Source organism: Ensifer sp. SL37 (genome assembly GCF_026672675.1).
Classification (GTDB): Bacteria; Pseudomonadota; Alphaproteobacteria; order Rhizobiales; family Rhizobiaceae; genus Ensifer; species Ensifer adhaerens.
The window spans coordinates 3,692,593-3,718,533 of sequence record NZ_JAPPRN010000006.1; the positions used below are offsets into that span (position 1 = coordinate 3,692,593).

At 61.9% G+C, this 25,941-nt stretch carries 24 protein-coding genes and 3 tRNA genes; 14 read left to right on the forward strand and 13 right to left on the reverse strand.

All coding sequences use genetic code 11. The features are described from left to right. Positions 1-318 precede the first annotated feature (318 nt). The 5 genes from OVA00_RS30170 to OVA00_RS30190 are packed head-to-tail and all read left to right on the forward strand — an operon-like array spanning position 319 to position 5,773. Positions 319-2,208, forward strand: a complete 1,890-nt coding sequence (locus OVA00_RS30170; protein WP_060606409.1) for a peptidylprolyl isomerase — start codon at positions 319-321, stop codon at positions 2,206-2,208. A gap of 17 nt (positions 2,209-2,225) precedes the next feature. Further along, positions 2,226-3,239 (forward strand): anthranilate phosphoribosyltransferase, encoded by a 1,014-nt coding sequence (gene trpD / locus OVA00_RS30175; protein ID WP_268090207.1) that lies wholly within the window; start codon positions 2,226-2,228, stop codon positions 3,237-3,239. A gap of 14 nt (positions 3,240-3,253) precedes the next feature. Then, positions 3,254-4,069 carry an indole-3-glycerol phosphate synthase TrpC gene (trpC, locus tag OVA00_RS30180; protein ID WP_268090208.1) on the forward strand — a complete coding sequence of 272 codons (816 nt, stop codon included), beginning with the start codon at positions 3,254-3,256 and terminating at the stop codon, positions 4,067-4,069. Continuing rightward, positions 4,069-4,557, forward strand: coding sequence for a cyclic pyranopterin monophosphate synthase MoaC (gene moaC / locus OVA00_RS30185; protein WP_034791001.1), 489 nt, complete (start codon positions 4,069-4,071; stop codon positions 4,555-4,557). The genes trpC and moaC overlap by 1 nt, the downstream gene beginning before the upstream one ends. A gap of 4 nt (positions 4,558-4,561) precedes the next feature. Further along, on the forward strand, positions 4,562-5,773 hold the full coding sequence (locus OVA00_RS30190; protein WP_268090209.1) for a molybdopterin molybdotransferase MoeA: 1,212 nt from the start codon (positions 4,562-4,564) through the stop codon (positions 5,771-5,773). A 274-nt stretch (positions 5,774-6,047) separates the two neighbouring features. Here OVA00_RS30190 and OVA00_RS30195 read toward each other — a convergent pair whose 3' ends face one another. The 8 genes from OVA00_RS30195 to pcsA all read right to left on the reverse strand — a co-directional run bounded on the left by OVA00_RS30195 (position 6,048) and on the right by pcsA (position 14,959). Continuing rightward, positions 6,048-7,340 (reverse strand): hemolysin family protein, encoded by a 1,293-nt coding sequence (locus OVA00_RS30195; protein WP_034790998.1) that lies wholly within the window; start codon positions 7,338-7,340, stop codon positions 6,048-6,050. 166 nt (positions 7,341-7,506) lie between these two features. Next, positions 7,507-8,286 (reverse strand): FadR/GntR family transcriptional regulator, encoded by a 780-nt coding sequence (locus tag OVA00_RS30200; RefSeq protein WP_051659212.1) that lies wholly within the window; start codon positions 8,284-8,286, stop codon positions 7,507-7,509. 219 nt (positions 8,287-8,505) lie between these two features. Then, the gene (locus OVA00_RS30205; protein WP_034791380.1) at positions 8,506-9,576 is read right to left on the reverse strand and encodes a BMP family ABC transporter substrate-binding protein; all 1,071 of its coding nucleotides are present in this window, start codon (positions 9,574-9,576) and stop codon (positions 8,506-8,508) included. 49 nt (positions 9,577-9,625) lie between these two features. Next, positions 9,626-10,546, reverse strand: a complete 921-nt coding sequence (locus OVA00_RS30210) for an ABC transporter permease (RefSeq protein ID WP_060606392.1) — start codon at positions 10,544-10,546, stop codon at positions 9,626-9,628. Beyond that, positions 10,546-11,640 (reverse strand): ABC transporter permease, encoded by a 1,095-nt coding sequence (locus OVA00_RS30215; RefSeq protein WP_060517054.1) that lies wholly within the window; start codon positions 11,638-11,640, stop codon positions 10,546-10,548. The genes OVA00_RS30210 and OVA00_RS30215 overlap by 1 nt, the downstream gene beginning before the upstream one ends. After that, positions 11,630-13,204, reverse strand: coding sequence for an ABC transporter ATP-binding protein (locus tag OVA00_RS30220; protein WP_060582171.1), 1,575 nt, complete (start codon positions 13,202-13,204; stop codon positions 11,630-11,632). The genes OVA00_RS30215 and OVA00_RS30220 overlap by 11 nt, the downstream gene beginning before the upstream one ends. Positions 13,205-13,252: 48 nt before the next feature. Next, positions 13,253-14,224 (reverse strand): quinone oxidoreductase family protein, encoded by a 972-nt coding sequence (locus OVA00_RS30225; protein WP_060517050.1) that lies wholly within the window; start codon positions 14,222-14,224, stop codon positions 13,253-13,255. A gap of 9 nt (positions 14,225-14,233) precedes the next feature. Beyond that, positions 14,234-14,959, reverse strand: a complete 726-nt coding sequence (gene pcsA / locus OVA00_RS30230) for a phosphatidylcholine synthase (RefSeq protein WP_034790952.1) — start codon at positions 14,957-14,959, stop codon at positions 14,234-14,236. 273 nt (positions 14,960-15,232) lie between these two features. Here pcsA and OVA00_RS30235 point away from each other — a divergent pair, with 273 nt between their 5' ends. Then, positions 15,233-16,444: a UbiH/UbiF family hydroxylase gene (locus OVA00_RS30235; protein WP_060606386.1), complete on the forward strand. Its 1,212-nt coding sequence runs from the start codon at positions 15,233-15,235 to the stop codon at positions 16,442-16,444. On the opposite strand, the gene OVA00_RS30240 is transcribed toward OVA00_RS30235, so the two are convergent. Both OVA00_RS30240 and OVA00_RS30245 read right to left on the reverse strand, forming a co-directional pair. Next, on the reverse strand, positions 16,412-17,374 hold the full coding sequence (locus OVA00_RS30240) for an AEC family transporter (protein WP_060517046.1): 963 nt from the start codon (positions 17,372-17,374) through the stop codon (positions 16,412-16,414). The genes OVA00_RS30235 and OVA00_RS30240 overlap by 33 nt on opposite strands. A gap of 116 nt (positions 17,375-17,490) precedes the next feature. Continuing rightward, positions 17,491-18,237, reverse strand: a complete 747-nt coding sequence (locus tag OVA00_RS30245; RefSeq protein ID WP_060517043.1) for a cytochrome c biogenesis CcdA family protein — start codon at positions 18,235-18,237, stop codon at positions 17,491-17,493. Positions 18,238-18,428: 191 nt separating this feature from the next. On the opposite strand from OVA00_RS30245, the gene OVA00_RS30250 reads away from it, so the two are divergent. From OVA00_RS30250 to OVA00_RS30260, 3 genes are all read left to right on the forward strand, one after another. Continuing rightward, positions 18,429-18,504: transfer RNA gene (locus tag OVA00_RS30250), tRNA-Lys, on the forward strand. A 223-nt stretch (positions 18,505-18,727) separates the two neighbouring features. Then, positions 18,728-18,982 (forward strand): YMGG-like glycine zipper-containing protein, encoded by a 255-nt coding sequence (locus tag OVA00_RS30255; protein ID WP_034790944.1) that lies wholly within the window; start codon positions 18,728-18,730, stop codon positions 18,980-18,982. Positions 18,983-19,137: 155 nt separating this feature from the next. After that, positions 19,138-19,401, forward strand: a complete 264-nt coding sequence (locus tag OVA00_RS30260; protein ID WP_043623603.1) for a hypothetical protein — start codon at positions 19,138-19,140, stop codon at positions 19,399-19,401. Between the two features lie 217 nt (positions 19,402-19,618). Here the strand turns inward: OVA00_RS30260 and OVA00_RS30265 are convergent, their stop codons facing one another. After that, on the reverse strand, positions 19,619-20,599 hold the full coding sequence (locus OVA00_RS30265; protein WP_089044651.1) for a GlxA family transcriptional regulator: 981 nt from the start codon (positions 20,597-20,599) through the stop codon (positions 19,619-19,621). 388 nt (positions 20,600-20,987) lie between these two features. On the opposite strand from OVA00_RS30265, the gene OVA00_RS30270 reads away from it, so the two are divergent. The 3 genes from OVA00_RS30270 to OVA00_RS30280 all read left to right on the forward strand — a co-directional run bounded on the left by OVA00_RS30270 (position 20,988) and on the right by OVA00_RS30280 (position 23,430). After that, positions 20,988-21,692 carry a class I SAM-dependent methyltransferase gene (locus OVA00_RS30270; protein ID WP_162727243.1) on the forward strand — a complete coding sequence of 235 codons (705 nt, stop codon included), beginning with the start codon at positions 20,988-20,990 and terminating at the stop codon, positions 21,690-21,692. 64 nt (positions 21,693-21,756) lie between these two features. Continuing rightward, complete coding sequence (locus OVA00_RS30275; protein WP_112984196.1) at positions 21,757-22,506, forward strand: FkbM family methyltransferase; 750 nt, start codon at positions 21,757-21,759, stop codon at positions 22,504-22,506. A gap of 75 nt (positions 22,507-22,581) precedes the next feature. Further along, entirely contained in the window at positions 22,582-23,430 is an 849-nt protein-coding gene (locus OVA00_RS30280) for a glycosyltransferase family 2 protein (protein ID WP_268090212.1), read from the forward strand. A gap of 233 nt (positions 23,431-23,663) precedes the next feature. Here the strand turns inward: OVA00_RS30280 and OVA00_RS30285 are convergent. Together OVA00_RS30285 and OVA00_RS30290 are read right to left on the reverse strand one after the other, a co-directional pair. Beyond that, positions 23,664-23,740: transfer RNA gene (locus tag OVA00_RS30285), tRNA-Arg, on the reverse strand. 37 nt (positions 23,741-23,777) lie between these two features. After that, complete coding sequence (locus tag OVA00_RS30290; protein ID WP_034791376.1) at positions 23,778-24,083, reverse strand: ETC complex I subunit; 306 nt, start codon at positions 24,081-24,083, stop codon at positions 23,778-23,780. Between the two features lie 225 nt (positions 24,084-24,308). Between OVA00_RS30290 and OVA00_RS30295 the strand changes: the two genes are divergently transcribed. Continuing rightward, positions 24,309-24,385, forward strand: a tRNA-Pro gene (locus OVA00_RS30295). Between the two features lie 269 nt (positions 24,386-24,654). Then, positions 24,655-25,803 carry a GGDEF domain-containing protein gene (locus OVA00_RS30300; RefSeq protein WP_268090213.1) on the forward strand — a complete coding sequence of 383 codons (1,149 nt, stop codon included), beginning with the start codon at positions 24,655-24,657 and terminating at the stop codon, positions 25,801-25,803. Positions 25,804-25,941 lie beyond the last annotated feature (138 nt).

The window sequence follows — 25,941 nt, forward strand, 5'->3', positions numbered from 1 at the left end:
CTCCGCCCCTACAACAGAACCACAGAACCGCGGCATGTTCGAGCCAATGTGACAGATAATTTTCGGTTGCCGGCTAACGAATCCGACATCGAGTTGATCACCCGCGCCGGTCCGATCGACGGACGCCGCCCGCCTCATCCAGGCAGCTCGCGCAGCTTTCGCGGCAGCCATTGAAAACCAGACGGTTGCTCCGGGCGGTCGATCCCGTTGCATGGGCGCAATTTGCGGCAAACAACCCTTCATTTCCTGTTTCGTTTGTTTTAAGGAACGATTTCGTTTGGCCGATGGCCACCGCATTGCAACGAGGTTTCTGCCCCCATGCTCGAATTTCTGAGAAGCGCCGCCCAGACCTGGGTCGTCAAAGGCCTGCTAATCGTTCTCGTTCTGTCGTTCATGGTGTGGGGCGGCTCATCGTTGACGATGACGAACCAGTCGGATGCGGTGGTGGTCGTCGGTGACGTCAAGGTCAAGCCACCGGAATTCCGGCTCGCCTACGAGACCATGCTGGCACAGGCTTCCCGCCAGCTCGGCACGCGGCTGACGCCGCAGCAGGCGCGCGCCTTTGGCATCGAGCAGCGGGTCTACTCGCAGATCGTCGCCGGCGCGGCTCTCGACCAGCTCGCCAACGACATGAATCTCGGCCTGTCGCAGGATCGGCTCGCAAAACTGATCGCCGACGATCCGGCATTCCACAGCGTCAACGGCCAGTTCGACCGACTGACGTTCTCGAGCGTGCTGCGCAATGCGGGCCTGCGCGAACAGGATTACATCAACAGCCAGAGCCAGACGGCGATCCGCTCGCAGATCGTCGACGCGCTGTCTGATGGCTATGTCGCTCCGAAGGTTCTCACCGACGCGATTGGCGCCTACCGGCACGAGAAGCGCACGATCGATTACCTGCTGCTCTCGAACGCCAATATCGATCCGGTCAAGGTGCCGGGCGACGACGTGCTTTCTCCCTGGTACGACAGCCGCAAGGCAAACTACCGTGCGCCGGAATATCGCAAAATCACCTATGTGAAGCTCGAGCCGACTGACGTTGCAGACCCGACCGTTGTCACCGACGACGAGATCCGCGCCGAATACGAACGCCGCAAGGAAAGCTTCCGCAGCGCTGCTGCGCGGACAATCGAACAGCTCTCCTTCACGTCGCGTGAAGCGGCTGACGCTGCGTCGGCAAAGCTTGCTGCCGGCACCAGCTTCGACGATCTCGTAAAGGCCGAAGGCAAGTCTTCTGCCGACGTACTTCTCGGCGAGTTCACGAGGGATCGCGTTCCCGACGCCAAGATCGGCGAAGCAGCATTCGCACTTCAGGCCGACGGCGTGACGCCGGTTGTCGACGGTGCCTTCGGGCCGGTCATCCTGCGCGTGACGAACATCCGCCCGGAAACCGTCCGCAGCCTCGACGAAGTGAAGGAAGAACTGCGCAAGGACATCGCCCTATCCACAGCGGGCGAAGAAGTCATGCGCCTGCACGACAAGATCGAAGACGAGCGCGCTTCCGGCGCGCCGATCAAGGAAGTCGCCGACCAGCTCAAGCTGAAGCTCGTAACCGTCGATGCGGTGGACGCGACCGGCAAGGACAAGAACGGCGATGACGTCGCCGGCCTGCCGGAACAGGCAGCCCTTCTCCAGGAAGTCTTCAAGGCCGACGTCGGTGCTGAAACCCTGCCGGTGAATGTCGGCCGCGAAGGCTATGTCTGGTTCGACCTCGATGAAGTCATCCCGGCGCGCGATCGCACGCTGGACGAAGCCCGCGACGAAATCGGCGCCGACTGGATGGCTGAGCAGCAGCGCGCAGCACTTGCCACGAAGGCCGGCGAACTGAAGCAGCGCGTCGAGCAGGGCGCAAAGCTTGCCGACGTCGCGACCGAACTCGGCCTCGTCGTCGAAACCAAGGCCGGCCTGACACGCGCGACCGCAGATGCCGCCCTTAGCCCGGCAGCCGTCGCTGCCGCCTTCTCCGGCGCGAACGGCCACGTCACCAACGCTCCCGGAATCGGCGGCGAAGGGCAGATCCTCCTGCAGGTCACCTCGGTTGACACCGCCGGCCCGGCAGACGTGCTGCAGGACGACAGCCGCCAGATCGAGGCCCTCGCCCGTGTCAGCGGCGAGGACATCCTGGACCAGATGGTCGCCACGCTGCAGGCCGCCTACGGCGTTTCGATCAACCAGACGCTCGCTGAAACCGCCATTGCGCAACGATAGGCCCAAGGAAACCATCGATGAGTGATCTGAAGCCATTCGTCGCCAAGGTCGCCGCCCGCGAGGCGCTGAACCGCGAAGACGCACGTGCCGCCTTCGAAATCATCATGTCGGGTGCCGCAACGCCGTCGCAGATCGGCGGCTTCCTGATGGCATTGCGGGTGCGCGGCGAAACCGTCGATGAAATCGTCGGCGCGGTGGGCGCGATGCGTGCCCGCATGCTGCCGGTCGATGCGCCAGCGGATGCGGTCGATATCGTTGGAACCGGTGGCGACGGCGCCGGCACCTACAACATCTCGACTCTTGCCTCGCTGATCGTCGCCGGCGCGGGCGTGCCTGTTGCCAAGCACGGCAACCGCGCGCTGAGCTCGAAGTCAGGCACGGCCGACGCGCTCTCCTGCCTCGGCGTCAAGCTCGAAATCGGTCCGGACGCCATATCGAAATGCATCCGCGAGGCCGGTGTCGGCTTCATGTTCGCCCAGCAGCACCATTCCGCCATGCGCCATGTCGGCCCGACGCGGGTGGAGCTCGGAACGCGCACGATCTTCAACCTGCTCGGCCCGCTTTCCAACCCCGCAGGCGTCAAGCGCCAGCTCGTCGGCGTCTACGCGCCGCAATGGGTGCAGCCGCTGGCCGAAGTGCTGCGTGATCTCGGCTCGGACAATGTCTGGGTCGTTCACGGCGATGGCCTCGACGAGATCACGACGACCGGCACGACCGAGGTCGCAGCACTCAAGGACGGCAAGATTTCCACCTTCACCCTGACGCCCGCCAATTTCGGCCTTCAGACGGTGACGATCGATGCGCTCAAGGGCGGCGACGGCGCGTACAATGCGGTCGCGCTCCAGGCAGTGCTCGATGGTGCCGAGAACCCCTACCGGGACATTTCCCTTGCCAATGCGGCCGCATCGCTGATGATAGCCGGACGGGCAAAGGACCTCACCGAAGGCATGGCGCTGGCGCGCCAGTCGCTTTCAAGCGGCAGCGCCAAGACCGCGCTGCAGCGCCTGATCAGCGTATCGAACGCGGCCTGAGGAAGGATCAGCACATGACGGATATCCTGCGCAAGATCGAAGCCTACAAGCGCGACGAGATCGCGGCTGCCAAGTCGAACGTTTCGCTCGACGAACTCAAGGCGCGTATCGCTGATCAGGCCGCCCCGCGCGGCTTTCATGCGGCGCTCGCCGCACGCAAGGCCGCCGGCACGTTCGGACTGATCGCCGAAATCAAGAAGGCAAGCCCGTCGAAGGGACTGATCCGCCCGGATTTCGATCCGCCGGCGCTCGCCAAGGCCTATGAAGCCGGTGGAGCGGCCTGTCTGTCGGTGCTGACGGACGCCCCGAGCTTTCAGGGTGCGCCTGCCTTTCTCGAAGCGGCGCGTGCGGCCTGCGCCCTGCCGGCGCTGCGCAAGGACTTCATGTTCGACACCTACCAGGTGTTCGAGGCGCGCGCCTGGGGCGCCGACTGCATCCTTCTCATCATGGCTTCGCTCAGCGACGACGACGCCCGCCGCCTCGAAGACGCATCCCTCGAGCTTGGCATGGACGTGCTGATCGAGGTGCACGACGCCGAAGAGATGGAACGGGCACTGAAGCTCGCCTCGCCGCTCGTCGGCATCAACAACCGCAACCTCAGGACCTTCGAGGTGGATCTCGCGGTTTCCGAGCAGCTTGCGGGCATGGTGCCTGCCGACCGTCTGCTCGTCGGCGAAAGCGGCATCTTCACCTATGCGGATTGCCAGCGGCTGGAAAAGAGCGGCATCACCACCTTCCTCGTCGGCGAGAGCCTGATGCGCAAGAGCGACGTCGAATCGGCAACGCGCACGCTCCTGACCGGCGCTACGACCACGCTGGCGGCCGAGTGATGAGCAAGCCGACGCTCACGCATATCGGTGGCAGCGGCGAAGCGAACATGGTGGATGTCGGCGACAAGGCCGAGACGATACGCATCGCCGTCGCCGAAGGCCATGTGCGCATGAAGGCCGAAACGCTGACACTCATTCTCGAAGGCGACGCCAAGAAGGGCGATGTCATCGGTACGGCGCGGCTTGCCGGCATCATGGCCGCCAAGCAGACGGCCAACCTCATTCCACTCTGCCACCCGTTGATGCTGACCAAGGTAACCGTCGATATCACGCCGGACCCGGCGCTTCCCGGCCTCCGGGTCGAGGCGCTTGCCAAGCTGACGGGACGCACCGGCGTCGAGATGGAGGCGCTGACGGCCGTGAGCGTCGCCTGCCTTACAATCTACGACATGGCGAAGGCGGCCGATCGCGAGATGGAAATCGGCGGCATCCAGCTGGTCAGCAAGTCCGGCGGGCGATCCGGCGACTATCGACGCGAAGGGAACTGAGGCCATGGCGTTGCTGTCCGTCGAAGACGCGCTCGAGCGGATCCTACACGGCGCCACGCCACCGCAATTGACTGAGCTCGTCGGTCTCCATGACGGGCTCGCCCGTGTGCTGTCTCAGGATATCCCGGCGCGCGTCACCCATCCGGCCTTCGACAATTCGGCGATGGATGGCTACGCCGTGCGCCACCGGGACATTGAGACCGTTGGCGCCGAGCTGACCGTGATCGGCCAATCGGCTGCGGGCCACGGCTTCAAGGGGGAGATGAAAGCGGGCGAAGCCGTGCGCATCTTCACCGGTGCGCCGGTGCCATTGGGCGCCGATACGGTGATCATCCAGGAGGATACCGAGCGGTTGCCGGGCAACCGGATCCGCACCAAATTCGTGCCCGGCAAGGGGCGGCATATTCGAATGGCCGGCCAGGATTTTATCGCCGGCGAAGCGGCACTTTCGGCGGGCGACGTGCTCGACGCCGGACGTTTGACGCTCGCTGCGGGGATGAACCATGCGAGCCTGCCGGTCTTCAAGCGTCCGCGGATCGCAATCCTCGCCACGGGCGACGAGCTGGTGGCTCCGGGCAACAAGCCGGGCGACGATCAGATCATCGCCTCGAACAGCTTCGGCGTCGCGGCGATCGCGCGCGACAACGGCGCCGAGGTCATCGATCTCGGCATCGTCTACGACGATCGGGACGCCATCAGTGCCGAGGTCAGGCGGGCGCAGGACGCCGATGTCGACGTGATCGTCACGCTCGGCGGCGCTTCGGTCGGTGACCATGACCTGGTGCAGTCGACGCTCATTGCCTGCGGCATGACGCTCGACTTCTGGCGCATCGCCATGCGGCCGGGAAAGCCGCTCATGGTGGGCCAGCTCGGAACGGCGACGGTGCTGGGCCTGCCGGGCAATCCGGTCTCCAGCCTCGTCTGCGCCCTGCTCTTCCTCGAGCCGCTGACCCGTAAGCTCGCCCGCTTGCCATTGCGCGACCGCATAACGACCGCGCGGCTTGCAAGCCCGCTTCCGGGCAACGACGTCAGGCAGGACTATGTGCGTGCGCGCCTTACGAGGGACAGCGACGGCACGTTGGTCGCCCATCCCTTCTCGCGGCAGGACTCGTCGATGATGAAGGTTTTCGCGCAATCGGATTGCCTGATCGTGCGCCCGCCGCACGCCTCCGAAGCGCCTGCGGGCACAACCTGCGACATTCTCAGGCTTCGCTGAGCAAACCAAGCGCGAGCCACCTCTGGGAGCGCAAAAACAAAAGACCGGGCAGAACCCGACCTTTTTCCCGTTCGTGGCGGGTCCTCTCGATCATCCGTAGTCGGGCGACCTCAGCGATGATCACGTGGCCTCGTCATAGAGTGCCACCAATTCGGCGCAGTGACACGGACCCTCACGTTTTGTGACGAAGCACTTTGTGACGATGTAAGCGGCCGCATGGGGCAGTCACCGCTCTTGCCGCATCAGGCCGGGGGTGCCCCCGGCCGCGCATGGATCAGTTGCCCGTCTCGTCGGAACGGCTGACCAGGATCTTGTCGATGCGGCGCGCATCCATGTCGACCACTTCGAAGCGGTAGCCATGGGCAATCGCGACATCGCCCTCCTCCGGCGTCTTGCGCAACTGCTGCACCAGGAAGCCGGCGATGGTCTCGAAGTTGCCGTCGGCGTCGATTCCCTCGATGCCGATCGTCAGGTGGATTTCGTCGATCGGCGTGCGGCCGTCGACAAGGTAGCTTCCGTCTTCGCGCTGGCGGATCAACGCATGCTCGATGTCGTCGTAGTTCGACGGCAGCACGCCGACGATCGCCTCGAGAATGTCGGCGATGGTGATAATGCCCTCAGTGCTTCCATATTCGTCGACGATCATCGCCATGTTGATGCTTGACGACTTGAAGGCTTCCAGTGCCTTTAGGCACGACGCCGTCTCCGGCAAGGTGTGGATTTCCTTGATGTATCTACGCACATCGAACGGACCTGAGGTCGGCGCGTTCAGGATTTCCTTGGCGAGAACCGCGCCGAGAACATCGCCGCTCGGGCCATCAACCACCGGATAACGGGAATGGCCGAACTGATCGATCTTACGACCGACCGTTTCCAGGCTGTCGTTGACGTCGATGAAGCTCACCTCGGTCCGGTGGGTCATGATCGACTTCACGTTGCGGTCGCCGAGGCGGATGATTCGCCTGAGCATCTCGTGCTCGGACTTTTCGATGGCGCCGCTTTCGACGCCTTCGGCCATGATCGCGTGGACTTCCTCTTCCGTCACATGATCAGGATCGTCAGGACGGATGCCGAGGAGACGCATGGCAAGCGACGCTGCGGTCTCGAAGAGATAGACGACCGGCGCGGTGATCCGCGACAAGAAGTGCATCGGGCGCGCGACGAACATGGCCAGCGCCTCGGAATTTTTCAGCGCCAGCTGCTTCGGAATGAGCTCGCCGATAACCACGGACAGGAAGGTGATGAGGGTAACGACGAGTACGAGGGCAACCGTGTTGCCGTAAGGATTGATCCAAGCGACCTCATCGAGCAGCGGCGCAAATTTCGCCGCGATTGTCGCGCCACCATACGCGCCGGCTAAGGTGCCGACGAGCGTGATGCCGACCTGTACGGTGGAAAGAAACTTGCCGGGATCTTCAGCGAGCCTCAGCGCCACTTCGGCGCGGGCATTTCCCTGTTTTGCCATCTGGCGAAGCATTGGCTTGCTTGCCGAGACGATTGCCATTTCCGAGAGAGCAAAAAATGCATTGATCAAAAGCAGGACGAAAATGACAAAAAACTCGGACATGGTCTCCAGATCACCGTTGACGAAAGCCGCTCCACAAGGAGCGAGCCCTCACCAAATAAGGCCAGCGCGCGATCCGAGCAAGCACAAGCAATGAAATCGCTGCAATCTTCTGAACATTGGAAGGGCCGAGCGCTGTTTTGTTGAACAATCTCGACCGGTGGCAGCCTCAACTGCGACTTTGCAGCGCGCTGCGAACGCGCTCGCGCCCGATCTTGATCACGTTTTCCATGGCAAGCCGTGCGCCGACCTCGTCACGCCTGCCGATCTCCTCAACGATACGGATGTGGTTGCGGGCAACCTCGTCTATGCCGCCCTTTTCGGCGACCGGAGAGCTCAGCTTGAAGACACCGACCAACGCCGCTTCGATCAGCCCACCGACCGTGCGCATGAATGGGTTGCCGGAGGCCTCGGCGACAGCCAGGTGAAACTTCAGGTCGGCGCTTGCGAGGCTCTCGGCGCTATGGCCCTCCTCGCCCATCGCAACCGCGAGCCGCATCATGCGGCTGATTTCGGCCTCCGACGCGTTTCGCGCCGCAAGTGCTGCCGCATGCGGCTCGAAGGCCAGGCGCACTTCGCTGAGGTGATAGAGGAAGTCCTCGTCGACACCGCATTCGAAGTGCCAGGTCAGGATGTCGTTGTCGAACAGGTTCCAGTCGTTGCGCGGCGTCACGCGGGTGCCGATGCGGGCACGCGGCACGACCAGCCCCTTGGCGGCCAGCGTCTTCATGGCTTCGCGCAGAACAGTTCGGGATACCTTGAAGCGTGCCGCAAGTTCCGGATCACCCGGAAGAATGGAGCCGACCGGAAATTCGCCGGATATGATTGCCTTGCCGAGTTGATCGACAACATGTGCGTGGCTCGTGCGCTTGCGCGAGCCGGACACGACGGTTTCCAGCAAACTCCTGTTCAATCCATCTCCTCCAGGCACTCCCCTGCCTGATTTCATACGGCGCGACGCGCCACAAGGCCTTCGTGCGGAGCACGGGCGGGGCCCCTAAACCTGCGCAAATGAATGTAGTTTGAACAGTCGATTCCGGAAAGCCCCAGGGTGGCCGCAAAACCGTAAACCGCGCACCGCCGAACGATGAAACAACCCTTACGCGTTTTCCAAACGACAAACCCCGCCGAAATGGCGGGGTTTGCATTCTGTTTCGTAGGCTCTTGCTTACTTCGGCAGCTGATCGTCGACGCCTTCGACGTAGAAGTTCATGCCAAGCAGCGTGCCGTCGTCAGACGTCGCCCCTGCAGCAAGCCACTCGCTGCCGTCCTGCTTCTTCAGCGGGCCGGTGAAGGGCTTCAGTTCGCCCGACTTGATCTTGGCTTCGGCGTCCTCAGCGAGCTTCTTCACGTCGTCAGGCATGTTGGTGTAGGGCGCCATCGTCAAGATGCCGTCCTTCAGGCCGTCCCAGCTCGACGTCGTTTCCCACTTGCCATCGAGGAAGGCCTGCGTGCGCTTGATGTAGTAGGCGCCCCAGGTATCGACGATCGCCGTCAGCTGCGTTTCCGGGCCGGCCTTGATCATGTCGGAGGCCTGGCCGAAGGCCTTGATGCCGCGTTCGGCGGCAACCTGCATCGGTGCCGTCGTGTCGGTGTGCTGCGTCAGGATATCGACGCCCTGGTCGACCAATGCCTTGGCAGCATCGGCTTCCTTGCCGGGGTCGAACCAGGTGTTTGCCCATACGACCTTGATCTTGAAGTCCGGGTTGACCGAGCGCGCGCCGATGATGAAGGAGTTGATGCCCATCACAACTTCCGGGATCGGGAAGGAGGCGATGTAGCCGGCGACGCCCTTTTGCGACATCTTGGCGGCGATCACGCCCTGGATGTAGCGGCCTTCATAGAAGCGGCTGTTGTAGGTCGCGACGTTCGGCGCGGTCTTGTAGCCGGTCGCATGCTCGAACTTCACGTCCGGGAACTTCTGCGCGATCTTGATCGTCGCGTCCATGAAGCCGAAGGACGTCGTGAAGATCAGGCCGCAGCCCGAGCGTGCGAGACGCTCGATCGCGCGCTCGGCATCCGGGCCTTCCGGCACGCTTTCGAGATACTGCGTCTCGATCTTGTCGCCGAGCGCCTTTTCCAGCTCCTGGCGGCCGATGTCGTGGGCCTGGGTCCAGCCGCCGTCGGTCTTGGCACCGACGTAGACGAAGCAGACCTTGGCCTTCTCCTGGGCGCTTGCGCCTGTGGCAAAGCCGATCGCTGCCGCGGAGCTTGCGAGAACGAGCAGTAGTTTTTTCATTTTCTTGACCTCTGTCGGTTTGAGAAACGTCAGTATGAAATGCTTGCAATCATCGGTCCGGCACAAACGGTTTGCCGAGCGATGCCGGCGTATTGATCAGGGTCATGCGCCGGTTATGCGAAATGAGAATGAGGACGACGATCGTCGCGACATAGGGGAGCGACGAAAGGAGCTGCGAGGGAATGCCGAGGCCGAAGGCCTGCGCATGCAACTGGCTGATCGACACGGCACCGAAGAGATAGCCACCGGCCACCAGCCGCCAGGGGCGCCAGGACGAAAAGACCACCAGCGCCAGTGCGATCCAGCCGCGACCGGCCGACATGTTCTCCACCCATTGCGGCGTGTAGACGAGCGACAGCTGCGCGCCGGCAAGCCCGGCACAGGCGCCGCCGAACATGACGGCCAGATAGCGGGTGCGAATGACGTTGACGCCAAGCGCGTGCGCGGAGGCGTGGCTATCGCCGACGGCGCGAAGCTTGAGGCCGGCACGGCTCTTGAACAGGAACCAATGCACGCCCGCGACGATCGCGATCGAAAGATAGAAAATGATATCCTGCCGAAAGAGCAGCGGCCCGACATAGGGGATATCCGCGAGAAGCGGTATCGCGATCGGCTGCAGCTTGACGCCCTGCATGCCGAGGAAACTCTCGCCCATCATGCCGGAGACGCCGATGCCGAGCAGAGTCAAAGCCAGGCCCGTCGCCACCTGGTTTGCCACCAGGCTCAGCGTGAGGAAGGCAAAGAGCTGCGAGAACAGTGCGCCGCAGGCGATGCCGGCAAGCATGCCCAGATAGGGCGAACCGGTAATCTGGGTAATCGCGAAGGCGGAGACCGCCCCCATGATCATCATGCCCTCGACGCCGAGGTTCAGCACGCCGGACCGTTCGGTCACCAGTTCGCCGATCGCGGCCAACACCAGGGGCGTTGCGGCAGTGATGACGCTCAGAAGAATCGCTTCGACGATACCCATCAGCGGCTCCCCTCGCTATTGGTCGCGGTCAACCGGTCGAAGACCAGCTTGATGCGATAGTGGATGAGCGTGTCACAGGAGAGCACGAAGAAGAGCAGGAGACCCTGGAAGACGCGCGTCACCTTCTCGGAAACACCGATCGACAGCTGCGCCGCCTCACCGCCGAGATAGGTGAGCGCCAGCACAAGGCCGGCGGCGACGATGCCAAGCGGATTGAGGCGGCCAAGGAACGCAACGATGATGGCGGTGAAGCCGTAGCCGGGCGAGATGACCGGGCGCAGCTGCTGGATCGCGCCACTGACTTCGGAGATGCCGGCCAGACCAGCAAAGGCGCCCGAAAGCAGCATTGAGAACCAGATCATCTTGCGCGAGGAGAAACCGGCAAAGCGCCCTGCCCGCTCCGATTGGCCAAGCACGGAAATCTCGAAGCCCTTCAGCGTGTAACGCATCATGAACCAGACGAGGATCGCCGCAATGATGGCGAAGGCGAAGCCCCAGTGAGTGCGCCCCGAGGCAAGCATTTCCGGCAGGATCGCATCAACGGCGAAGGTGCGCGTCTCCGGAAAGTTCATGCCGCCCGGATTGCGCCAGGGTCCACGCACCAGCCAATCGAGGAAGAGCTGGGCGACATAGACCAGCATCAGGCTCGTCAGGATCTCGTTGGTGTTCATATGCGCCTTGAGGAAGGCGGGGATGGCGGCAAACAGCGCACCACCGAGCATGCCCATCAGCATCATCAGCGGCAGCACCAGCGGCGACTGCCAGTCATAAAACACCACCGGCAGGATCGAGCCGGCAATCGCGCCCATGATGAACTGGCCCTCGGCGCCGATGTTCCAGTTGTTGGAGCGGAAGCAGACCGAAAGCCCGACGGCAATCAGGATCAGGGGCGCTGCCTTGATTGCCAGCTCGTGCAGCGACCAGACCTCGCTCAAGGGCTCGACGAAAAAGCTGTAGAGCGCCATGACCGGATTCTTGCCGAGAAGCGCAAACATGATGCCGCCGAAGACGATCGTCAGCAGGAAGGCGATGAACGGCGACAGGATCGAAAACAGCGTCGAGACCTTGGCGCGCTTTTCCAGTTCAATGCGCATGTGCGGCCTCCGTGCCTTCCGTCTTGCCGTACATGCCGCCCATCAGCAGGCCGATCTTTTCGCGCGAAAGCTCTTTTGCCGGATAGGGATCGGATAGCTTTCCGTCGCTGATGACGGCGATCTCCGTCGCCACTTCGAAGATTTCGTCGAGGTCCTGGCTGATGACGAGCACGGCAGAGCCGGCCTTGGCGAGGTCGACGAGCGCCTGGCGGATGCGGCTCGCAGCACCCGCATCGACGCCCCAGGTGGGCTGATTGACGACGAGCACGCTCGGCTGACGGTCGAGCTCACGCCCGACGATGAACTTCTGCAGGTTGCCGCCGGAAAGCGAGCCGGCCGGCGGATCCTCACCACTCTTGCGCACGTCCATCGCCTCGGAGATGCGCTTCGTGGCGCTCGTCACCGCATCGCGACGGATGATCTTGAGGAAGCCGCCGCCGAGAAACGCCTTGGCGTCCGAGCGGCTGCGGGCAAGCACGAGATTGTCCGAAAGCGGCAACGCCGATACCGCGGCATGGCCGTGGCGCTCCTCGGGAACGAAGCCCGCGCCCATCAGGCGGCGCGCATTGATGTTGCGGTTGCCGACCGGCTTCTGGCGGATCTGCACCGCATTATCGTCGGCAACCGGGTACTCGCCCGAGAGCGCATCGAACAGTTCGCCCTGGCCGTTGCCGGCAACACCGGCAATCGCCAGCACCTCGCCGGCATGCACCTTGAGACAGATGTTCTTCAGCGAAACGGCAAAGGGCGTGCGCGCCGGCACGGTCAAGTGCCGCGCTTCCAGATGCACCTGGCCCTTGGCGCTGGTGCCTTCGGCCGTCACCGCCGCGACGTCACCGCCAACCATCATGCGCGCCAGCGACGACGGGGTTTCCGCCTTCGGGTCGCAGGCGCCCGTTACCTTGCCGTGACGCAACACCGTGGCGCGGTCGCAGATGCGCTGCACCTCTTCCAGTCGGTGGCTGATATAGAGAACCGAGCGCCCCTCCGCCTTCAACTTGTAGAGCGTTTCGAACAGGCGGTCGGCTTCCTGCGGCGTCAACACCGAGGTCGGCTCGTCGAGGATGATGAGGCGCGGGTTCTGCAAGAGCGCGCGCACGATCTCGATGCGCTGGCGCTCGCCGACCGAGAGATCCGCCACATGCGCCTTGGGGTCGAGCGGAAGGCCGTACGCATGCGACAGGCGCGACGCCTCTTCCGCTACCCTCGCCAGCGAGATGTTCGCATCCATGGAAAGCGCGATGTTCTCGGCGACCGTCAGCGCCTCGAACAGCGAAAAATGCTGGAAAACCATGCCGATGCCGAGCCTGCGTGCAGCCGCGGGATTGGCGATGCGCACGCTCTGGCCCTGCCAGAGGATCTCGCCGGCCGTCGGCGCCAATACGCCGAACAGCATCTTCACCAAGGTCGATTTTCCGGCGCCGTTTTCGCCGAGAAGGGCGTGAATTTCGCCCGGTTCAATCTGCAGATTGATCCCATTGCAGGCCGCGAAGCTGCCAAACAATTTCGTCAGGTTGCTCACAGCCAATAGATGACCGTTCGCCGCTACTCCCTCAACAGGCACGCTGCCCTCTTTCCCCTCTGTTGATCCGCGTCCGCCTTAAGGCTTCGATCACGGAATCAGCAGTGTTGTTCCACTTGTTTTTCTTGTCTCGAGATCCGTATGCGCTCGCCCCGCATCGGCAAGCGGATAAGTCTGATTTATATTGATACGCACTTTGTTGCTTTGCACAATATCAAACAGGGAATTTGCACACGCTTCCAGCGCAGGCCGCGTGGCAACGTAACCAAAGAGTGTCGGACGCGTCGCAAAAAGCGACCCCTTCTGCGCCAGGATGCCGATGCTAAAAGCCTCCACCGGTCCGGACGAATTGCCGAAGCTGACCCAGAGGCCGCGCGGCTTGATGCAATCCAGCGACGCCGGATAGGTGTCGCGCCCGACGGAATCGTAGACGACATCAACGCCGCGGCCGTCGGTCAATTCCTTGACCCGCGCGACGAAATTGTCGGTGCGGTAGTTGATCACGTGGTCGTAGCCATGCGCCAGCGCCAGATCGATCTTGTCCTGCGAGCCCGCTGTGCCAATAACGGTCGCGCCAAGCGCCTTCGCCCATTGGCCGGCAATCAGCCCGACGCCGCCGGCTGCGGCATGGAAGAGAATCGTCGTGCCCGGACCGACCTGATAGGTCTGGTTGAGCAAGTATTGTGCCGTCATGCCTTTCAGCATCATCGCAGCCGCAGTCTCGAGGCTGATGCCGTCGGGCACCTTCACCAACTGCGCAGCATCGACGTTGCGCTCGCTCGCATAGGCACCATCGGCCGAGGCATAGGCGACGCGATCACCGACGGAAAACAGGCTGACTCCGTCGCCAACCGCAGTGACGATGCCGGCACCTTCCTTGCCCGGCACGAAGGGCAAAGCCGACTTGTAGAGGCCGGTGCGGAAGTAGACGTCGATGAAATTGAGGCCGACGGCCACCTGCCGGATCTGTACCTCACCCGGCCCCGGCGGCGAGAGTGTCACGCCTTCGAGCTTCAGGACCTCTGGTCCTCCGAGTTCGCGTACCACAATCGCCTGTGCCATTGCCTGCTCCTATTTCCGGCCGAGACTTGGGAAAATCTGCAGCACGAAGCCAATCACGTAGAGATAGATGCCTGTGACGACGAAGCCGGTCACGACCCATGCCGGCGTCGCAAAATGCAGGAGCAGCGCATAGATGCCGAGCGCTGACCACAAGAGGAAGATGCCGAGGTTCAGCGGTCGCAAGCGCTGGACGCGAACCGGATGAAGGAAGTTGATCGGCAGGAAGGTCAAGACCACCGACACGAAAACGACGATCGACGCGGTCAGCTCGCTCGCCTGAATGACGAACAATGTGAAGACGACCATGTTCCAGACGACGGGGAAACCGGAGAAAAAGTATTCGTCCGTCTTCATGCCCATATCGGCATAGTAGATCGCGCTCGAAACCACGATCGCGCCGGCCGCCACGAAGGACCAGGGCTCGCCGATCATGCCGCTCTGGTAGAGCGCAAAGGCAGGCAACAGCACATAGGTCACATAGTCGATGACGTTGTCGAGCGTATCGCCCGACCAGTTGGGCAGCACTTCCTTGACGCGCACCTTGCGGGCGATCGGCCCGTCGATGCCGTCGACGAGCAGCGCCAGCCCCAGCCACCAGAACATGTCGACGAAGCGATGCTCGGCCGCAGCCACGACACCCAGGAAGGCGAGAAACGACCCCGAGGCGGTCAAGATATGCACGGAAAAGGCGCGAATCTCGGCGTAGGGAACTCGTCTATAGTTAAAGAACTTCATCTGCGGATGCCGCCCACCCCTGCTGTTTTCCCCGTGCGGGCCTTGACCCGCCTCGACCGCTGTGCGGCGCGTTGCCCGTAATATGCACCCTTTGCAACGCATCGCCACTAAAATTCAAGTATTACAGCCTCCCCTCGCCCCATTGTCCTGTGGACACCTGCAAATTGCTTCTGCGCTGATTCTACCCATTTATTTCGCATGCGCCGGCGACTAGAGGTATGATCGAGGCTGGGCCAAGACGCCTCATAGCTTGCGCGAAAGGGCTTTTGCATCATGGACCACTTCGACATCGCCATTATCGGTGCGGGCCTTGCCGGATCGCTTGCGGCCATCGCGCTTGCCGATGCGGGCTACCGCGTGGCCTTGATCGGGCCGGAGCCGGCGGTTGCCGACGGACGCACCACCGCGCTGATGGACCAATCGATCGAGTATCTGAAGACGCTCAACCTTTGGGAAAAGGTCGAGCCGCTGACGGCTCCGCTTTCGACCATGCGTATCCTCGACGGCACCAACCGGTTGCTGCGGGCGCCACCGGTCAACTTCCGTGCCTCGGAAGTCGGGCTCGACGCCTTCGGCTACAATATCCCCAATGCGCCCTTCATCGATATTCTCTGCCACCGCGCCGAAGAGAGCCCGACGCTGACACGCATCACCACGTCGGCGATCGGCTTTGAACTTTCGGACGCTGTCGCAACGATCGAGCTTGCAAACGGCAGCCAATGCAGCGCCTATCTCATCGTCGGCGCCGATGGTCGTCGGTCGCCGGTGCGCGAAGCCGCGAAGATCTCCGTCAGCACCTGGTCCTATCCGCAGACGGCGGTCGTCTTGAACTTTGCGCACGAGCTGCCGCACCAGAACATCTCGACCGAATTCCACACCGAAAGCGGTCCCTTCACGCAAGTGCCCCTGCCGGGCAACCGCTCCAGCCTGGTCTGGGTCCGCAAACCCGAGGATGCCGCACAAACGCTGACGCTGGATCTCGCGGCACTCTCGCGCGCCGTCGAAGACCGGATGCAATCAATCCTCGGCAAGGTAACCGTCGAGGGCACGCCGCAATCCTTCCCGCTCTCGGGCATGACCGCCCAGCGCTTCGGCAAGGGCCGCGCCGTGCTTCTTGGCGAAGCAGCGCATGCCTTCCCGCCGATCGGCGCTCAGGGGCTCAACCTTAGCCTTCGCGATGTGATGACGCTCGTCGATATCATCGGTGTATCCAGCGGCGAGCCGCTTGCCGGCGATATCGGTGACCGCTTCGACAGCCGCCGCCGGCCGGACATCATCAGCCGCACCGCAAGTGTGGATCTGCTCAACCGCTCGCTGCTCTCTGGCTTCCTGCCGGTGCAGGCGCTGCGCGCGCTGGGGCTGCACGTGCTTTCCGCGGTTGGGCCGCTCCGCAGCCTGCTGATGCGCGAAGGCGTGCACCCCGGCAGCGCGCTCAACGCCTTCAAGGAAGGCTTAAGGGAAAAGATCGGGCGGAAGAGCGCCTGAACGGATCAGGTAAAGCAGGCCGGTCACCGTTGCGACCGACAGTGTCGTCGTGATGAGGATCGTCGCCGAGGCTCGCTCCTGCCACACACCATATTGATGGCCGATAACGAAGACGTTCGTCGCCGTCGGAAGGGCTGCGAGCAGTACCGCCGTCTGCACCCAGACCGGATCATAATTCCCCGTCAGGCTCATAGCCGTGAACATCACGAGCGGGTGCAACAGCAGCTTCGCCGGGACGATGTAGCCGATCTCGACGGGAATGCGCTTGATTGGGCGCAGCGCCAGCGTCACCCCCATGGCAAAGAGCGCGCAGGGCGCCGCACACTGGGCGAGATAATCGATCAGCCGCTGAACCGGAACTGGCGGCTGCACGGCGAAAAAGGCGGCGACCACACCGGCAAGTGTGGCCAGGATGAACGGGTGCAGAATGATCTTGCGCGCGACGCTGGCTGCAAGCGCCAGCGGCTTTTCCTGCCGGCCGCCTGATATCGCCATCATCGCCGGTGCGACCGCGAAATGCGCGGCGTTTTCGAAGCTGAAGATCAGCGCCACCGGTACGGCAGCGGCATCGCCCAACGCCAGGAGCGCAAGGCCAGGCCCCATGTAGCCGATATTGCCATAAGCAGCGCCAAAACCCTGGATCGTCGCCTCGGCAATGGAGTTTCGCCTGACATAAACCCCGATGAGGAAGATCAGCGAAAAGACGATGTAGGTCGCCCCGACGGTGGTTAGGATGAAGTCGGCACGCGCCAGCTGTTCAATCGGCGTGCGCGAGACGAGCTTGAAGAACAGCGCCGGCAGCGCGAGGTAGATGATGAAGGTGTTCAGCCACCCCATCGCCTCGCCCGGATGGTGGACGAAGCGCGCCGTCAGATAGCCGAGGAAGATCAGGCCGAAGAACGGCAGCACCAGGCCCGCGATTTCCGTCATCTTGTCCCTCGCATCCTTCACCTTCCCGCGCCGACGCCCGCACGCCTAGCGCACGAACCGGCCTGACGATTAGGCCGGTTAAGCCGAAAAGTGATTCTAAAATACGAGGGTATGCCCTAGCCGATTTTCATCAGGATCGGGAAGGTCGTCTGGAACCAGATGGCGACGGAACTGATGAAGCCGAAGAGAAAAGCCAGGCCCGCCAGCACCAGAAGGCCGCCCATCAGCTTTTCGATCAGACCGAGATGGCGACGGAAGCGGAGGAGGAAGCGCATGAAAGAGCCGGAAAACGCAGCCGCGATCCAGAACGGCACGGCAAGGCCCAGTGAATAGATCGCCAGCAGCATTGCGCCGTCGGACACGGTGTCACGTGCGGCAGCAACGCCGAGGATCGTGCCGAGTACCGGGCCGATGCAGGGCGTCCAGCCGAAGGCAAAGGCAAGACCCATAATGTAGGCGCCCGAGAGCGTCGCCGGCTTGCCGCCGCCCTGGAATCGCGCTTCCCGCGCGAGCAGCCCGATCTTGAACACGCCAAGGAAATGCAGGCCCATGATGATGATGATCACGCCGCCGACGCGCGACAGCAGGTCCATATGCTGCCGAAGCAGCATGCCGATCGACGAGGCCCCCGCCCCGAGCGCCACGAAGACGGTGGCAAAACCGAGCGTGAACAACAGGGCTGCCGGCAAGACAGCGCGTCTCGTGCTGCCGATGGTCGCCGCATCACCACTACGGAACTGATCGACCGAGACGCCCGCCATATAGCAGAGATAGGGCGGTACGAGCGGCAGAACGCAGGGAGAAAGGAACGAAAGGGCGCCGGCAAGGACGGCGGTCCAGATGGAAATATCGGCGATCGACAACGGCAAGAACTCCGGCACGCGGCATTTGGGCCATTCCTTAGCCGCAGGATCATGATGATACCAATCACCTTTTGGCGATCATTGCGCCATGCACCGTTTCTTCACAAAACCCGCAATTTTTCGGTTGACCGGGGGGAAACACGCGTGCATATGTCCGGCCACTTCCGCCGGGCTTCACCGCCGCGGCCAGGGAGCGCGTAGCTCAGCCGGTAGAGCAACTGACTTTTAATCAGTAGGTCCAGGGTTCGAATCCCTGCGCGCTCACCACGCAACCCCCATTGAAATCAATTGCTTGCTGGTGTCCTTGGACATCAAAATGCATCGCCATGCGAGCCCATTCTCTACACTTTTTGGAGCGAACCCCGCCGTATCTTCGCCTGTTGCATTCCGTGCTATCGACAATTCGACGCGTTGAGTAGATGCTGAGGCTCACGCTGAGGATGCAAGGCGGTGAACTGCCCAGTTTGGTATCGAGCAAAGGGGTGAAGGCATGAGAAAGCTTGTCATTGCGGTTTTGATGATTGGTACGCTTGCTTCCTGCACGCAGACCGAGAAAGGCACGGCGATCGGCGCCGGCACCGGTGCGATCATTGGTGGCGCGGTCAGCGACAGCTGGGGCGGCGCGGCAATCGGCGCGGTCGCCGGTGGCGTTATCGGCAACCTGATCGGACGCTCCCAGGAGCGCCAGGGCTATTGCATCTATCGCGACCGCTATGGCCGCCGCTACGAAGCCCGCTGCCGGTAACAGCAAGACCATTCGCCAAGGTGACAGGCGCATCCCCGGTCCAAACCTTCGTGGAGGCCGGCGAATGCGCCTGTGTGCCCGGCTGAAGCTGCGAGCAATATCGTCGAGGCCGAACATGGCAGGACGTCCTCAAGCAAGCGTGTTACACTTCAGACATGACTGACGAAGAACAGAACTACGAGTTTTCGGAATTTTCCGGCCAATTCAGTGACGATGGCGTCGTCGTGGAATTGCGGATCTACCGGGAGGCGGGCACGAATCGCGACTGGACCCTCGAGGTCATCGACGAGGAAGGCTTCTCTACGACATGGGAGGAGCCCTTCCCGACCGACAGGGAAGCTTTCGAGGAGTTTATCGCCACGGTCCAGCGCGACGGCATCCAAGCCTTTACCGACGAGCCGCCACAAACGGTTCATTAGGGCATAATGACCCCGCGACTGCGCCCGGCCGGATGCGGCCCGGCGACGCCGGGCGTGCGGAACGACGTCGCACTCCATGCATGATGGGGACGCATCAGCGGGTGCCGTCTGCGCGGTTGCCTCAAAACACGCGAACAATCCGGATCGGCTATGCCGTGAGCAATTCGCGGGCCCCTCACCCCGGCCTTCCCAATAGTCGCGTGCCTGACGGCGCTGCCTATGCTTCCGCTCCTCTGCGGGCCAGTCGCATCTTCAGCGGGCTCATTCCATACTCGCGGCTATAGGCGCGCGAAAATGCAGACAGGCTGTCGAAACCGCATCGAAGGGCAATCTCGCGGATCGGGCTAGCGGAGTCGCGCACCAGCCGATGGGCGAACTGAAGACGCAGGCGTAGGTAATAGGCGCCGGGACTCGTCGATAGTCCGCGCGCAAACAGCAACTCCAGCTTGCGCTGCGAGATCGAAAGCCGCTTCGTCAACGCGGCGATCGTCAAGGGACGCTCCAGCGTGCGTTCCATCAGGCGGATGGCCTCGGCGAGCTTCGGGTCGCGCGTCTCGATCCTCCCGAGCGAAACATAGGGCTGCACGTCGGCTGCACTATGCGTCTGGTCGTAGACGAAGATGCTGGCGACATCGAGCGCCAGTGCAGACCCTAGCCGCTGGGTGATCCAGTGCAGCATCATGTCGAAGGTCGGCGAAGCGCCGCCTGAGGTCCAGAACTTGCCGTCGATGACGAACCGGTCGCCAAGCACCGTCAACTCCGGAAAGGCCTGGCTGAAATCCTCAAGCTCCTCCCAATGCGCTGTCGCCTTGCGGCCATTGAGCAGACCGCTGCGGCCGAGCAGCCAGCAGCCCGATTCGATGCCGGCGACGATATCGAAATGGCGCGAGCACTCCTGCAATGCACCGATGAATTTCTTGCCGGCGTGACGATCAAGGTTGAAGCCGCCGATCACCAGCAGCGCGTCGCCGGCAAGCGGCGGGCGAAGTGTGCCCTCGACCGCAATCGGCACGCCGCAGGTCAGGACCACTGGCTTGCCATCGGCCGAGAGCAGCCGCCAGCGAAACACCTCGCGCCCCGAGATACGGTTTGCGGCGCGCATCGGGTCCAGCACTGAGGCAAGCGACATGATCGACGACTCCGGCAGGATAACGACGGAAACTTCGATCACAGATTGTAGACGTCCATCGGAAGGCATGCGGGAAATGTCAAATTTCAAGCGGGAAATGTCAATTCCAATGCTGCCTTTCGGGCATTATCAGACCGTATCGATCTCCCTACGCGCGGCGCTGCAGCCCCGCGCAGAGACGTTCCCCTTTCCGCCTTTTGCCGGAACGGGCCGGTCGGAAACCATCCGCCGGCCCGTTTTTTTATGTGATCTTGCGGAATCGTAGCGCCACTGCCCCGGCGTCTAGCGCCTCGGCAAGTCGACGAAGGCACGCGTTGCTCGGGAGGAAACGGCGTTACACCTGCAGTTCAGGCTGTGCGCCTGCCGGACTTCGACGCTCGCCGGATCCGCGTTTCAACCGCTTGCGCTAACAAAACATATAAGCCATTAAGCATGTCCGCAACTGAGGGAGACTATGATGCTGGGCGCGATGAAGAACTTCGTAAAAGCGACAAAGCTCATCGGCCGCATTCCAAAGATCGAGCAGAAACTCGACCTGCTTCTTTGGGAGACTCCGGATATCCCGCGCGACTTCTTCCCGAAGTTCGTCGAAAGCGCGAGGCAGATGGGCTGGTTGGAGAGTGCAAAACAGCACAAGCCGATGACCGCCGACGGAGAACCATGCCCCTGGTACACCTACCCGATGCTGCATTTTCTCGGCACCCGGCAACTGGCTGACTTACGCGTTTTCGAGTATGGCAGCGGCAACTCCACACTTTGGTGGAGCCGCAAGGCGAAGTCGGTGGTCAGCGTCGAACATGACCGCGACTGGTTCGAGCTGATCTCCAAGCAATCGCCGGCCAATGTAACTTACAACTATCGCGAATTGGTAGAGGGGGGCGACTACTCCACCGAGGTGACACGCCACCAGGACACCGCGTTCGACGTTGTTGTCATAGACGGCCGCGATCGCGTGAATTGTGCCAAGGCGACGATGAACCTGAAGCAGAGGCCGTCCGCAATCATCTGGGACAACAGCGAACGCGAGAGGTACCAGGAGGGATACGACCTGCTGATCAACAACGGCTATCGCCGCCTCGACTTCGACGGCTTCGGACCGGTGAACGGCCGGCCATGGCGGACGTCCGTGTTCTACATGCCGGACAACTGCCTCAAAATCTAAGCCAGTACGACATCAACTTGGCCAGGCGTTTCGTCTGGAGAAAATTGCAATTGCCGAGGGGACTATGACCAAGGGAAAGCTGTTCAATCGGGTGCTTCGCTCAGCCGCCTCGATGCTAACGCGACAAGGTTTCCATGTTTCCGAGGAGCGTTACTCTGCTGCGTACCTGAAGCGCTACGGGTTCGATATCAATACATTCATCGACGTCGGCGTTTATCAAGGCAGCCCGGTGTTCTACGAACTGTTCAAGGACAAAAAGTTCGTCCTGATCGATCCGCAGCCAGATACGATGGAGAAGGCCGCAGACAGCGTAAAGGGCCTGAATTTTGACTACATTCAATCGGGCGCAGGCTCTGCCAAGGGCGTAGCAACCCTTTCCCTGGAGGGCCCCTCCTCAAGCCTGATGAAACGCAGGGACTGGAAGCGGCAGCCGGAAAAGACGGTCGAGATACAGATTTCACCCCTCGACGAACTTCTGGAAAACAAGGGCTACAAAGGCCCATTCGGATTGAAGGTGGACACCGAAGGCTTTGACCTTGATGTTCTGAAGGGAGCCGAGAAAACGCTTCGGGAGACGCAGTTCGTCTTCACAGAGGCAAGCCTTCGTCGCCGGTTTGAAGGTAGCTATCGGTTTTCGGAACTTGTCGCATACATGGCAGAGCAAGGCTTCGAAGTCGCCGATGTCATCCCCCATCGATCGCACAATCGCCTTGTCGACGTGCTCTTCGTGCGCTCAGACAGTTCATATCTGGAACCGAATGCCGTTCCTGTCCGCATGGTCGGTTCGTCGGGCAAAACAAACAACCAGAGTTAGCCTTCATCCGGAAACATGCCGGCGATGACGGGACTGCCGCTGAACCAGCACAGATCGCAATAGGAACAGGCATCGATGCGCGTAACACTTGCGATATGTTGCTACAACGCCGAAGAGACGATCGACCGGACGCTCTTATCCGCCAGGCAACTGGACTGGGATGACCTGGAGATCCTGGTCTGTGACGACGTCTCCACCGATCGCTCCGCTGCCATCGTGCAGACCGTCAGCCAGCAGGATTCGCGGGTAAGGCTGGTTAGCCATAGTAACAACAAGGGCAACGCTGGCGCGCGCAATACACTCGCACGCGAAGCAACCGGCGAAATCCTGGCGTTCCTCGATTCGGACGACGAAAATGCACCAGAGCGTTTGAAGGTCCAGATCGCAAAGCTGCTTGCGGCGGAAGAACGGCATGCGGCTCCTATCTCGGTCTATTGCAGGAGGCGCGTGATCTCCGACGGCAAGACGAGGAGCCTCAGCGCCATGGGCACCGCGCAGCCAGTGGGTGGCGACGCGGTCGCGCTCCATCTCCTCTGCGACGATCCCCTCCCCGGCGACGGAAGGGTCGGTACCTGCACCATGCTCACCCGCGTGTCGACCTTGCGCAAGTTCGCCTTCGACGAGGATTTCCGCAGGGCCGTCGATCGCGAATGGGCTATTCGCTTTGCCTTGGAAGGCGGACTGATCGTTGGTTGCGAAGAAAGCCTGGTCACGCAACATCTCAGTCTCACGGACGCAAAGCGGGCTCGACAGAACGATGCACGACGTCAAGTGGTGCAGAAATTCCGGTCCTACCTGCAAGGAAAGCGCTCGTATCTCTACGCACTGACGATCCATCGTCCGGGCCGCATGTTCACCAAGGGCCACAGGCTCTTGTTCAAGCCTGTTACCGCGCTTCTTTCCTGCTTCCGGAAACGAGCGTAGCTTTCCTCGAGTGGTGCGGCGCGAATCGCCGGACTTATCCGCCGAGTGGTGGCGTACTAGAGATCTGCCGCTCATGGCGGACGAACAGATCTACCGGGAGACAATGGGCCAGCGACGGCGCCGTTTCGCGGATGGAGAGATCACCTGGCCGACGAATTCTGCTATCGGCAAAGGGAAGCTGTAATCGAGCTTCTTTCAAGCCCCCAAAACAGCTGCTAAGTTCTTGAAATTATTGGCGACCCCTGCAGGATTCGAACCTGCGACAACCTGCTTAGAAGGCAGGTGCTCTATCCAACTGAGCTAAGGGGCCGTCCCGGGCTGTGCCCGTCGAATGCGGCTGAAGGACCTTAGTGGGTCCAGGGCTGCATCCGGTTGAAACGGAAGTTGTCCGGATAGGACACGCTCTTGCGGGTCGCTTCCTTCGGCGCGATGACGCGGTATTCGATGCCGTTTCGCTCGGCGTATGCGATCGCCTGCTCGGCGTTTTCGAAGGTCAGCCGCAGCTGCTGCTTCATGTCGCCGGAGCTTGTGTAGCCCATGATCGGGTCGATGGTGCGCGGCTTTTCCTGATCGAACTCCAGCACCCACAGATTCGTCTTGGCCTTGCCAGACTGCATGGCGGTCTTTGCTGGACGATAGATCTTTGCGGACATGGTTTCGAACGGCTCCATACTTTCGCTGGCAACATTCACGGGCGCCAGCATTCCGTCTTCCCATAACGCAGAATGATTTAAAACGGAATGACTTTTGGCCGGATAAATTTGGCTTTCAGTCGGAGATGAGCGAACTTGTGGGTTTGTCCCAGTCTAAGATGAGGCATTGGGAAATTTTGCTGTTGCAGCCCTGCTGCGAAGCGTGTATCTCCGGCGCCGTTGGCACGGAGTGTAGCGCAGTCTGGTAGCGCATCTGGTTTGGGACCAGAGGGTCGGGAGTTCGAATCTCTCCACTCCGACCATTCATTGAGGCGGAAGCGCCATTCTCTTTTTTTTTCAATCTGTTCGTGATCGCAGATCTGCAGGCTAACATCGCCGTAGATCACCCGATTGCGTTGGCAAACGATCGAATCGTCCCGAGTTGGGACAAGAATGCCTATTTGTCATACGAATTTAGGAATCGCTAAATCCATTGTGGATAGAGCGAACCGGCGCGCTTTCGTGCCCTGCGCGCCCCCAAGCCCGCCCGAGCGATCCAATAACTGCCCAACTCGACCTTGCCACCGTTCTGTTGCTTCACAAGTCGTCTTTCCTGATCGGCGCCTTCTGCTTCCTCTATGCGCGCTGGCAATCGCCGCGGGACGAAGGGCTTGGTATCCTGGCGAGCGGCTTCCTCTTCCTGGCGCTCGCCTCGACGCTCGCGGGCTATGGCGAGCAAAAGCTGTTGCCGCCCACTCTGTGGAGGCTTTCCAGCTTCACGCTCGGGATCGGCGGATATGCCCTGTTCTGGATCGGCGTGCGCCGCCTCAGCGGCGGCCGGCGCCGTCTGGCGGACTGGCTGGCGCTACTTGTGCCGCTTGCCGGCGCGCTCGTCGGTCTCGCCACGGATTTCCATGTCGTCAACGTCGTCAGGGCCAGCGTCTTCAACGCCGCCGCCTTTCTTTTCCTCGCGGCTTCGGCTGTCGCCGTCATCGCCGATCGCTCGAAGGAGCCGCTGCCGGCGCGCGCCATGCTGGCGGCCGCCATGGCCGTCGGGGCCGGCCTTTGCCTCGCGGTGGTCATTGGCCTCCTCAAGCCCGGCCTCGTGCCGATCACCACGACCTACGCCTTCTTTCTCTCGATCATCTGCCACTTCGCCATCGCACTCTTCGCCCTCGTGCTCGTCAAGGAGCGGGCGGAAGCGGAGCTGCGCCGGTCTGCCGATACCGATGCGCTGACCGGCGTCGGCAACCGGCGCTGGTTTCTGGCGCAACTGCCTCAGGCGAGCTGGCAGGGCGATTGCCTCCTCGTCATGGACCTGGACCATTTCAAGCGTATCAACGACCGCTACGGTCATCATACGGGTGATCAGGTGCTCGTCGCCTTCGCCGATCTGGTCAGGAAGAACCTGCGCAGGGGCGACAGCTTCGCGCGTCTCGGAGGCGAGGGATTCGGGCTCTATCTCCCGCGGACAAGCGAGACACAGGCGTTTGCAATCGCCGAAAGGCTACGCCGCGCCGTGGAAGAACTGCGGGTCGTGAGCAACGGGCAAAGCGTAGCAGTCAGCATCAGCATCGGGGTTGCCACCGCCAGCGGCACGGAGCGTTCCTGGGAGGAATTGTTCAATAGGGCAGATGCGGCGCTCTACGCGGCCAAACGAGGCGGGCGTAACCGTGTCGCGTCCGATGCGGAGCTTGCCGATTCGAAGCCGCTTGCGGCGAGCCTTCACCGCGCCGGCTAATCAGGCGATGCTTCGCCGCAAACCACCTTCAAAAAAGAGAAGCGGATCCAAGCATTTCCGATCCGCTTCAGATTGGAGGTGTAAGGCGTATTTTACCGCAATGCGCCGAATTCGCTTGTGGCCAAATTTCGCCTAGCG

Coding starts and splice junctions, on each gene's coding strand:
- moaC (WP_034791001.1), top strand. CDS start 4,069: ATGAGCAAGCCGACGCTCACGCATATCGGTGGCAGCGGCGAAGCGAAC.
- OVA00_RS30280 (WP_268090212.1), top strand. CDS start 22,582: ATGCGCGTAACACTTGCGATATGTTGCTACAACGCCGAAGAGACGATC.
- OVA00_RS30200 (WP_051659212.1), bottom strand. CDS start 8,286: ATGAAATCAGGCAGGGGAGTGCCTGGAGGAGATGGATTGAACAGGAGT.
- OVA00_RS30240 (WP_060517046.1), bottom strand. CDS start 17,374: ATGACGGAAATCGCGGGCCTGGTGCTGCCGTTCTTCGGCCTGATCTTC.
- OVA00_RS30255 (WP_034790944.1), top strand. CDS start 18,728: ATGAGAAAGCTTGTCATTGCGGTTTTGATGATTGGTACGCTTGCTTCC.
- trpD (WP_268090207.1), top strand. CDS start 2,226: ATGAGTGATCTGAAGCCATTCGTCGCCAAGGTCGCCGCCCGCGAGGCG.
- OVA00_RS30275 (WP_112984196.1), top strand. CDS start 21,757: ATGACCAAGGGAAAGCTGTTCAATCGGGTGCTTCGCTCAGCCGCCTCG.
- OVA00_RS30265 (WP_089044651.1), bottom strand. CDS start 20,599: ATGCCTTCCGATGGACGTCTACAATCTGTGATCGAAGTTTCCGTCGTT.
- OVA00_RS30205 (WP_034791380.1), bottom strand. CDS start 9,576: ATGAAAAAACTACTGCTCGTTCTCGCAAGCTCCGCGGCAGCGATCGGC.
- OVA00_RS30170 (WP_060606409.1), top strand. CDS start 319: ATGCTCGAATTTCTGAGAAGCGCCGCCCAGACCTGGGTCGTCAAAGGC.
- OVA00_RS30270 (WP_162727243.1), top strand. CDS start 20,988: ATGCTGGGCGCGATGAAGAACTTCGTAAAAGCGACAAAGCTCATCGGC.
- OVA00_RS30210 (WP_060606392.1), bottom strand. CDS start 10,546: ATGGGTATCGTCGAAGCGATTCTTCTGAGCGTCATCACTGCCGCAACG.
- pcsA (WP_034790952.1), bottom strand. CDS start 14,959: ATGAAGTTCTTTAACTATAGACGAGTTCCCTACGCCGAGATTCGCGCC.
- OVA00_RS30235 (WP_060606386.1), top strand. CDS start 15,233: ATGGACCACTTCGACATCGCCATTATCGGTGCGGGCCTTGCCGGATCG.
- OVA00_RS30260 (WP_043623603.1), top strand. CDS start 19,138: ATGACTGACGAAGAACAGAACTACGAGTTTTCGGAATTTTCCGGCCAA.
- OVA00_RS30195 (WP_034790998.1), bottom strand. CDS start 7,340: ATGTCCGAGTTTTTTGTCATTTTCGTCCTGCTTTTGATCAATGCATTT.
- OVA00_RS30225 (WP_060517050.1), bottom strand. CDS start 14,224: ATGGCACAGGCGATTGTGGTACGCGAACTCGGAGGACCAGAGGTCCTG.
- OVA00_RS30215 (WP_060517054.1), bottom strand. CDS start 11,640: ATGCGCATTGAACTGGAAAAGCGCGCCAAGGTCTCGACGCTGTTTTCG.
- OVA00_RS30190 (WP_268090209.1), top strand. CDS start 4,562: ATGGCGTTGCTGTCCGTCGAAGACGCGCTCGAGCGGATCCTACACGGC.
- OVA00_RS30290 (WP_034791376.1), bottom strand. CDS start 24,083: ATGTCCGCAAAGATCTATCGTCCAGCAAAGACCGCCATGCAGTCTGGC.
- trpC (WP_268090208.1), top strand. CDS start 3,254: ATGACGGATATCCTGCGCAAGATCGAAGCCTACAAGCGCGACGAGATC.